1 protein-coding gene is annotated in these 302 nt (G+C 42.7%); it reads right to left on the bottom strand.

Annotated features, from left to right (window positions below; all coding sequences use genetic code 11):
- Window positions 1–302, bottom strand: a 302-nt coding sequence (locus K6T82_RS24125) for a cation-transporting P-type ATPase (RefSeq protein ID WP_255596621.1), incomplete at both ends; no start/stop codon positions are given.

Here is a 302-nt window from a genome sequence, read left to right as displayed (position 1 = left end):
AAGGATCTTTTTAAGGGCTTCTACAGCTTTCTCAGCCTCGTACTCCTGCCAGAAACTAAAAACAGCATTTATTATAATAACGGAAATTATTGCAAAGCCGAGCTGAGGCGTTCCACTTATGAAGGCAAGTATGCTGGCTGCCCAGAGAAGCAGTGCCAGAAGCTGGTACAGATTGGCCAGAAAATTGTAGATCAGGGGCTTCTTCTTAACTTCCTCTATCTGGTTAAGCCCATACTCTTCAAGACGCTTTTCAGCTTCTTCATCCGTTAAACCGTCCTCTGATGTTTTTAATTCAGTGTAAA

The organism is Flavobacterium potami, assembly GCF_020026915.1.
Lineage (GTDB): Bacteria > Bacteroidota > Bacteroidia > Flavobacteriales > Flavobacteriaceae > Flavobacterium > Flavobacterium potami.
Note: the sequence above shows the minus strand (reverse complement) of the source record. Positions and strands in the feature narration are given on the sequence as shown.